We start from the raw sequence: 7806 nt of genomic DNA, 5'->3' as shown, positions 1-7806 counted from the left end.
AATTTGCAGCTTGGTTGGGTCTAACCCCACTCAATCGATCAAGTGGTGGCAAGGAGAAACTTGGACGTATCACAAAGATGGGGGACCGATACATCAGACGGCTGCTGGTCACTGGTATGACTTCTCGACTGAGGCAAATGAAGACGCATCCGGAACGCGTCGATCCATGGGCGCGAGCTCTGCTTGAACGAAAACCCGTCCGTCTTGCCACTGTGGCAATGGCCAACAAGACAGCGCGGATCGTTTGGGCCGTCTTGACCAAGAACGAATATTACAAACCGCATACTGCATAACTGAAGGGAAAACAGAACACACGAGACAGCAAGACCATTGAAATGATGGAGCACAGTCAGCCCGTCAGCCGAGACACCCCGTCGAATGTCCGGGACATCTTATTGTCCGAGAAGCGGTTTGGGACTTGGTTTGCGGAAACCATCAGGGCCAGCGGCCGCGTGCGCCGCGCAAACAGGCCGGACACACGTCTGCTTCTGACCAGTGCTAAAATCAGCTTCAAATATGTCTTGCTTTGCAGCGGCTATCCACACAGGACATTCGCTGATCTAGCGGAATCAAACGGTCGACATGAACACAAAGATCTTTCTCTTTCGGAAAACGCTTCTACGCAATTGAACTGTCACTGATTTGTTTGTCATTTAGTCGAAAAATATGTGGCATAACTTTTCCTGACATGTGGCCGTTACAAAGCTGCATTACCAGCCAACAAGTGCGCTTCGCACACCTTGCAGGGATCATCCTGTTTTCTAAATCCAAATTTGTCGGGCCGATCCGTGGCCCGCTTACCGCAGGCGTGCGTCCTAATCGGCTGCGCCATTAAAACACTTATGCCAACTGGCATTTACTCACTGGAGTATACTTAATGACCCGCGTTTCAATTCTTTCTGCTGCTGCACTGTCCATGATGGCCAGCGGCGTGGCTGCGCAAACTGAAATCACTTGGTGGCACGCTATGGGCGGCGCACTTGGCGAAACAGTCAATCAAATCGCGACTGACTTTAACGCAAGCCAGTCTGAATATCAGATCACACCGGCCTTTAAAGGCACATATGAAGAAGCGTTGACCGCAGGCATCGCGGCTTTCCGTGCCGGCGAGCAGCCTAACATTTTGCAAGTGTTCGATGCGGGCGCTGCCACTGTGATTGGGGCACGCGGTGCAACGATCCCTGTGCAAGATTTGCTGACGGCAAATGGCGTTGAATTTGACATCAATGACTATATTTCAGGTGTGCGCTATTTCTATGCGGACAGCGATGACAAGATGATCGGCATGCCGTTCAACTCATCCTCTCCGATCATGTATTACAATCTGCAAGCCATGGAAGCGGCTGGTGTTGAAGCGCCAAAAACATGGGAAGAGTTCGAAGCCGTAACGGCGCCGGCTTTGGTTGAAGCAGGCTATACGCCTTTGGCGCAGTCGCATTCACCTTGGATTTTTGCAGAAAACTTCATGTCCCGCCATGACCTGCCATTCGCCACAAACGACAATGGTTATACCGGTACAGACACGCAAATCTTGATCAACTCTCCTGAGATCAAAATGCACTGGTCCCATGTAAAAAGCTGGCTGGATTCGGGCTATTACGCATGGTTTGGCGCAGGCTGGGGTGACAATCAAACACCGTTTGAAGAAGGCAAAGTTGCGATTTGGCTTGGGTCTTCTGGGTCCTTCGGTGGCCTGTCCAAACTTGACCTGCCGTTTGAATTCTCAGCGACATATCTGCCATATTGGGAAGCTGTAACAACCACGCCGACCCAAACATTCATTGGCGGCGCGTCCTTGTTTGCGATGTCTGGAAAATCAGACGATGAGAACAAAGCGACTGCTGCGTTCTTCGAATTCCTGACCTCGCCAGAAGTGCAATACATGTGGCACCAAGAGACCGGTTATGTGCCGATCACAATCGCGGCCTATGAAATGGCGCAGGCCGATGGTTATTACGACCGCGCCCCCGCTGCTGAAGTCGGCATCAAACAACTGTCCCTGCCAGCTGGCGAGAACACAAAGGGCTACCGCATGGGCTTCTACGTGCAGATCCGTGACGTGATGAACCGTGAATTCGGGCGCATCCTTGGTGGCGAAACATCTGTAGACGATGCCTTTTCTGCGATGGAACGTGAGGGCAATGAATTGCTTGCCAAATTTGCACTGACCCAAGCGCAATAACCCCTGTCAAATCAAGATCTGATGGCCGCCTTTGCGGCCATCAACCTATTGCAAGGACCCCTCATGAAACGCGCTGCTTTCACCAACCGTTGGTTGCCGATCCTGTTGCTTGTGCCACAGATCTCTATCATCGGTATCTTCTTCTACTGGCCTGCCATCCATGCGTTGCGCTCGTCTTTCTATCTGCAAGACCCCTTCGGGTTTAGTGAAACATTTGTTGGGTTTTCCAACTATGCATCCCTGTTCAATTCGCCAGCCTATGGGCGCGCGGCGATCTTCACGGTTTGCTTTACGTTGCTGGTCACAATCCTATCGCTTGGCATTGCTTTGTTGTTGGCCGTGAAAGCCGACAAAGTTGTACGCGGCGCCAAAACATATCGCACATTGTTGATGTGGGTCTATGCCGTCGCCCCCCCGGTTGCAGGCGTGATGGGATTGATCCTTTTCAATCAAAGCTGGGGTCCGATCGCTGACCTATTCAAAAGCCTTGGCTGGGATTTCGCGCTTGGTGTTCATTACTATGACACGGCCTTTGCGATGGTTCTAATCTCCGTCTGGAAACAAATCCCCGTCAATTTCATTTTCTTCCTGTCCGGACTGCAATCCATCCCCAAATCCGTGCGCGAAGCTGCGATGATCGACAACCGATCCACCGCGGGTCGCTTTTGGGATGTGACCTTTCCCCTGTTGGCACCGACGGGGTTCTTCTTGCTGATCACCAACATCACCTATTCGCTGTTTGATACCTTTGGCATCATCGACACCGTCGTGAAAGGCGAACCGGGAAACAACCCAATGACCCTTGTTTACAAGGTTTATGTCGATGGGTTCCGGGGCAATGACCTTGGTGGATCATCGGCACAGTCCGTTGTCTTGATGGTGCTTGTCCTGGCGATGACCGTCTTTCAATTCCGGCTCGTTGAGCGCCGCATACACTATACATGAGGCCCAAAATGAAATCTGAAATAAAGACATACACCCGCCCACAGATCAAACTGTTGTTGATCTTTGATCATGGCGTTTTGATCCTTGGAGCAGCTTTCATGATCCTGCCCGTTCTGATGCTTTTGCAAATGACGACCATGCCGGATCTCTTCAACATGAAAACCGGTCCAAGCCTTGCGATTGGCGACCAACTGGATGACAACTTCCGCAAGGCAATGTTTGAGGCTGATGGGTTTTCCGGCGCGAACACCGGTGTTCGGATGCTTTGGAACTCAATGATCCTCGGGCTTGGTTTTGCCGCGGGTAAAATCGTGCTCGGCATGATGGCCGCCTATGCGATTGTTTATTTCCGCATGCGGTTTGCGACATTTGCCTTCTGGATCATATTTACGACGTTGTTGCTACCGCTTGAAGTGCGCATCCTGCCGTCTTATGAAATCGTGCAACATCTTGGAATGCTTAATACCTATCAAGGGCTTATCATTCCCTTGATTGCATCTGCAACCGCGACTTTCTTCTTTCGCCAATACTTCAGGTCCATCCCTGAAGAGCTGATTGAGGCCGCGCGTATTGATGGTGCCGGGCCGTTCAAATTCTTTGTCGATATCCTGGTGCCGCTGTCTCAGACCATGATTGCTGCGATGTTCATCATCATGTTCGTCTATGGCTGGAACCAATACCTGTGGCCGACAATGATCACCACAGATGAAGATATGTTTACGCTTGTACGTGGTATCAAGCAGATCACTCAATCTCTCGAGGGCACCAGTCTGCCCGAATACGGACGCGCAAATATGTTGGCCCTTGTTGCCATTTTGCCCCCCGTTCTCATCGTCATCTTCTTCCAAAGCTGGTTCGTCAAAGGTCTGACGGAATCTGATAAATAAGGAAATTCTCATGGCTCAGGTTACACTGTCCGAGATCACTAAGGTCTACCCCAATGGCTTTACCGCCGTGCATCCCGCAAGTTTTGACATTCCCGATGGTGAATTTGTCGTGCTTGTCGGCCCGTCTGGCTGTGGCAAGTCAACAATGCTGCGCATGATTGCGGGCCTCGAAGATATTTCACAGGGCGATTTAAACATCGGCACACGCCAGGTGAACAATGTTGACCCTGCCGATCGCGATATTGCGATGGTTTTCCAAAACTATGCGCTTTATCCGCATATGAGCGTGCGCAAGAACATCGGCTACGGGCTGAAAAATCGCAAGATCGACAAGGACGAGATCGACCGTAAAGTGCGCGAAGCCTCAACCATGTTGAACCTTGACGACTATCTTGATCGCAAGCCCAGTCAGCTTTCCGGTGGTCAACGTCAAAGGGTTGCGATGGGGCGTGCGATTGTGCGTGATCCGGCTTTGTTTCTGTTTGACGAACCCCTGTCAAATCTTGACGCAAAACTCCGCACACAGATGCGCATCGAGATCAAGGCCCTGCAACGCCGCCTTGGCGTAACCGCCGTTTATGTGACCCACGACCAAGTTGAAGCTATGACAATGGCCGACCGCATTATCGTTATGAACGAAGGTCGGATTGAACAAATTGGCACACCGGTTGACGTCTATAACACCCCCGAAACCACGTTTGTTGCGTCCTTTATGGGGGCACCGCCGATGAATTTGATGGCGGGAAATATTGCCGGTGGAAAACTGCGTGTCGGGGAAGAACCCATCGCATATGATAACCTGCCCCATAGCGGCGATGTCACGATCGGAATTCGCCCAGAAGACATCGTTCCAGATGAACGTGGTGACATCACAATTGATGTTACCCTTGTCGAAGAACTTGGCGCGCATCGTCTTTTGCATGGCACCATCGCAGGCCAAGACATCAGCATACACGTCGACAAAGACAACATGATTAACACGGGTGCGCTGCGGGTATCGCTGAAGCCTAACGCTGTCTCTCTGTTTGACGCGATAACCGGGAAACGTCTGACATGACTTTCGTTCCGGAACTTCCGCTGGTCACACCAGATCAAAAAACCAACATCGTGGAAGCCCCCCGCACAGCAAAATCTCACCGCGCATTGCTGCGTTCCTTGCCCGGAATGAATGCGGTGCAAGTCGGTGGGTCTGCACCCAAAGCATCCCTAGAAAAGGAAATTTCTGCCATCGCGTGGAATGTTGAACGCGGCTTGTTCCCCCTCGAAAGCGCGGCTCTCATGGCGGGTTTCAAACCCGATGTGGTGCTATTGTCTGAGGTCGACCACGGCATGGCACGGACAGGTCAACAACACACAACCGAGATCATGGCGAAGGCGCTCCACATGCAATATGCATTTGGCGTTGAGTTCCACGAGCTGGATCTTGGCGGCCCCACCGAACGTGCGTTTTGCACCGATAATTTCAACGCGCGCGGCTGGCACGGCAACGCAGTTTTAAGTTCTGTGCCCTTCATTGCCGTAAAGTTGATCCGGCTCGATGATCATGGCCATTGGTTTTCTTCGGATGAACTGGATGCCGATCCAGACCAACCGCGTGTTGGTGGACGCATGGCCATCGCGGCGATCTTACCTTGGAATGAAGGCACCATCTGCGTCGTCTCTACCCATCTGGAAAGCAACGCTGACGCGGATCATCGCGCCGTGCAATTTGACCACCTGCTTGACGAAATTGATGGTTTCGCGCCGGATATGCCGGTGCTTATTGGCGGGGATCTAAACACCGGCAACCACCAACCACCAGATTTTGATTGGCGATGCGAGACCCTATTTGAAAAGGCCCAGGCACGTGGTTACGCTTGGGATGCAACTCCGCCCGGCATGACCACGCGCCCCAGCCTGATCACGCCACACCCTGATCGACAAATGAAACTAGATTGGTTTTGCTCTCGGGGATTAAAATGCCGAGATACTGCACTTATTCCGGCCATTGATGACACAGGAAAGCCAGTCTCAGATCATGAAGCGATATGGGGTTCAGTTTTTTAAGCATACCATCGATTCTTGCATTCCACCACTTGGCCCAAGAGCGGCTTTTCTGAAGCAATCTAACTTTGCAAACTACGCTATCTGCGCGTTTCCTGATCTGAGGATGAAATGCCGCATGGCTGCAAAGCATGAGGCCACTACGAACTGCCGCTTTCGTCGTTTGGACAGAATGCCTTCGCAATCGCAGCTAATGTCTCCTATCCGCCCTTGGTGCCAATCATCACGATTGAGGTATCTGGCTTAAAGGTATGTCGGGAGCAGTGACAATCGCCGTAAAAGCTCTTTTGCCGATCAAAGGCTACAGATCTGTTGGTATGTCGGAACGCAGATAAATGCTCCCATAATCTTCTCCGTCTGGAGAATAGACGCAGATCGACCGTAGCCGCATTTCTGCGGAGATCTTTTGCCAGCTTTTCTCAAAATGAAGGGACATCGTCCGAGGCTTAAAGAATTTTTCATGAAAATTCGCCGCATCTTCGTCTGTGATATAGTCTTGTTCGGCTTTCGTCTTTGGATTTTGCATACGTGTGGCGGTTGTATGTTTGTTCCCTACCAGTCGTTTTAAGCGGCTTGGCTGGTTGATACCCACAGATTTTGCAAACCGCTCTAATGACATTGCTGGTGGGCAATCAGTGTCAAATAGAGCCTGAACAGCTTCATAATCCACATAGATTGCGGCATAGCCGTCGAAATCTGCGTGGTTTCCTACAGCTGTGAGGCGGCCATCAATTATCGCATTTATTAGAGCACCAGGGCTGACCTTTAAACGAGTTGCTGCTTTGGTAATGTGGCACCAACTGTGCTGTGCTTGGCGAAGAAGAACAGCGCCTTTGAGCAATTTGTCGATCAAGATTGCCCCCGCCATTGGATCCCAAATTGTTTTTACGTTCGCGTTAGCCGCTGTAGGTGTGATGGTTCCATCAGCAACAAGAAGGTTGAACTGAGATCGTGTCATACGCATCGCTTCCTGATATGCTTTTGCGTCGAGCAGTGTTTTAGTTTCGAGTAGAAACTGCTGTGCGGCAGTAGCATCAAACAGGGCCCACGCATCTGGACGCTTTCGCATTGCGTCGCTTAACAAACCTTCAGCTTCCAGCATTTTCCGAAGCCGCCGGGCGTCAATGCCTGTAATTCTGGCAGCCGTCTTGATTGGTCTTGTCGCGGTTTAGTTCCGGTCTCTTTCGAGCAATGTTTGCTATGAAGGAGATAGAGAATGGCAAAGAGATACACAGACGAGTTTCGGCGTGATGCGGTGCGCATGGCGACGACGAGTGGCTTAACGCGGCCTCAACTTTCATCAGATTTAGGGGTTGGGCTTTCGACGCTGAACAAATGGGTTCAACAGCATCAACACGATGACCTGATGTCAGGACCGCATGAAGACGTTGAGAAGGAGAACACGCGGCTTCGCAAGGAAGTCCGTCTGCTGCGCGAGGAGAGGGAAGTGTTAAAAAAGGCGGCAATCTTCTTTGCAGGCCAAAGCCGGTGAGATTTGCGTTCATCGACGCCTGGAAAGAAGAATGGCCAGTTGAGTTCCTGTGCAAAGTTATGCGGGTCACATCACGTGGTTTTCGCGCGTGGCGGGTTCGCCCGATGAGCCAGCGTCAACGCGATGATATGGTGATCCTGGCTCACATCCGTGAACAGCATCGCTTAAGCCTGCAAAGCTATGGGCGGCCTCGGATAACCGAGGAACTGCAAGAATTGGGATTACCGGTGGGCCATCGCAGGGTCGGACGTCTGATG

9 protein-coding genes are annotated in these 7806 nt (G+C 51.5%); 8 read left to right on the top strand and 1 reads right to left on the bottom strand.

Features of this window, described 5'->3' with window-relative positions:
- From RJ38_RS18455 to RJ38_RS05760, 6 genes are all read left to right on the top strand, one after another.
- A partial coding sequence (locus RJ38_RS18455) for a transposase (protein WP_156121775.1) occupies window positions 1–293 on the top strand: 293 nt, incomplete at its 5' end.
- 584 nt (window positions 294–877) lie between these two features.
- Window positions 878–2182, top strand: a complete 1305-nt coding sequence (locus RJ38_RS05780) for an extracellular solute-binding protein (RefSeq protein ID WP_039017949.1) — start codon at window positions 878–880, stop codon at window positions 2180–2182.
- A gap of 63 nt (window positions 2183–2245) precedes the next feature.
- Entirely contained in the window at window positions 2246–3127 is an 882-nt protein-coding gene (locus RJ38_RS05775; protein ID WP_039017953.1) for an ABC transporter permease subunit, read from the top strand.
- 8 nt (window positions 3128–3135) lie between these two features.
- On the top strand, window positions 3136–4014 hold the full coding sequence (locus tag RJ38_RS05770) for an ABC transporter permease subunit (RefSeq protein WP_052245219.1): 879 nt from the start codon (window positions 3136–3138) through the stop codon (window positions 4012–4014).
- Between the two features lie 10 nt (window positions 4015–4024).
- The gene (locus RJ38_RS05765; protein WP_039017948.1) at window positions 4025–5071 is read left to right on the top strand and encodes an ABC transporter ATP-binding protein; all 1047 of its coding nucleotides are present in this window, start codon (window positions 4025–4027) and stop codon (window positions 5069–5071) included.
- On the top strand, window positions 5068–6060 hold the full coding sequence (locus RJ38_RS05760) for an endonuclease/exonuclease/phosphatase family protein (protein WP_039017947.1): 993 nt from the start codon (window positions 5068–5070) through the stop codon (window positions 6058–6060). Before RJ38_RS05765 ends, RJ38_RS05760 begins: the two co-directional genes overlap by 4 nt.
- A 298-nt stretch (window positions 6061–6358) precedes the next feature.
- On the opposite strand, the gene RJ38_RS19205 is transcribed toward RJ38_RS05760, so the two are convergent.
- Complete coding sequence (locus RJ38_RS19205) at window positions 6359–7159, bottom strand: hypothetical protein (RefSeq protein WP_052245218.1); 801 nt, start codon at window positions 7157–7159, stop codon at window positions 6359–6361.
- 114 nt (window positions 7160–7273) lie between these two features.
- Between RJ38_RS19205 and RJ38_RS19500 the strand changes: the two genes are divergently transcribed.
- Together RJ38_RS19500 and RJ38_RS19495 are read left to right on the top strand one after the other, a co-directional pair.
- On the top strand, window positions 7274–7549 hold the full coding sequence (locus RJ38_RS19500; RefSeq protein ID WP_039017620.1) for an IS3 family transposase: 276 nt from the start codon (window positions 7274–7276) through the stop codon (window positions 7547–7549).
- A partial coding sequence (locus tag RJ38_RS19495) for an IS3 family transposase (RefSeq protein WP_039017946.1) occupies window positions 7546–7806 on the top strand: 261 nt, incomplete at its 3' end. The genes RJ38_RS19500 and RJ38_RS19495, both read left to right, overlap by 4 nt.

The sequence above is a fragment of the Halocynthiibacter namhaensis genome, assembly GCF_000812685.1.
Lineage (GTDB): Bacteria > Pseudomonadota > Alphaproteobacteria > Rhodobacterales > Rhodobacteraceae > Halocynthiibacter > Halocynthiibacter namhaensis.
This window is presented reverse-complemented; position numbering and strand designations above follow the sequence as displayed.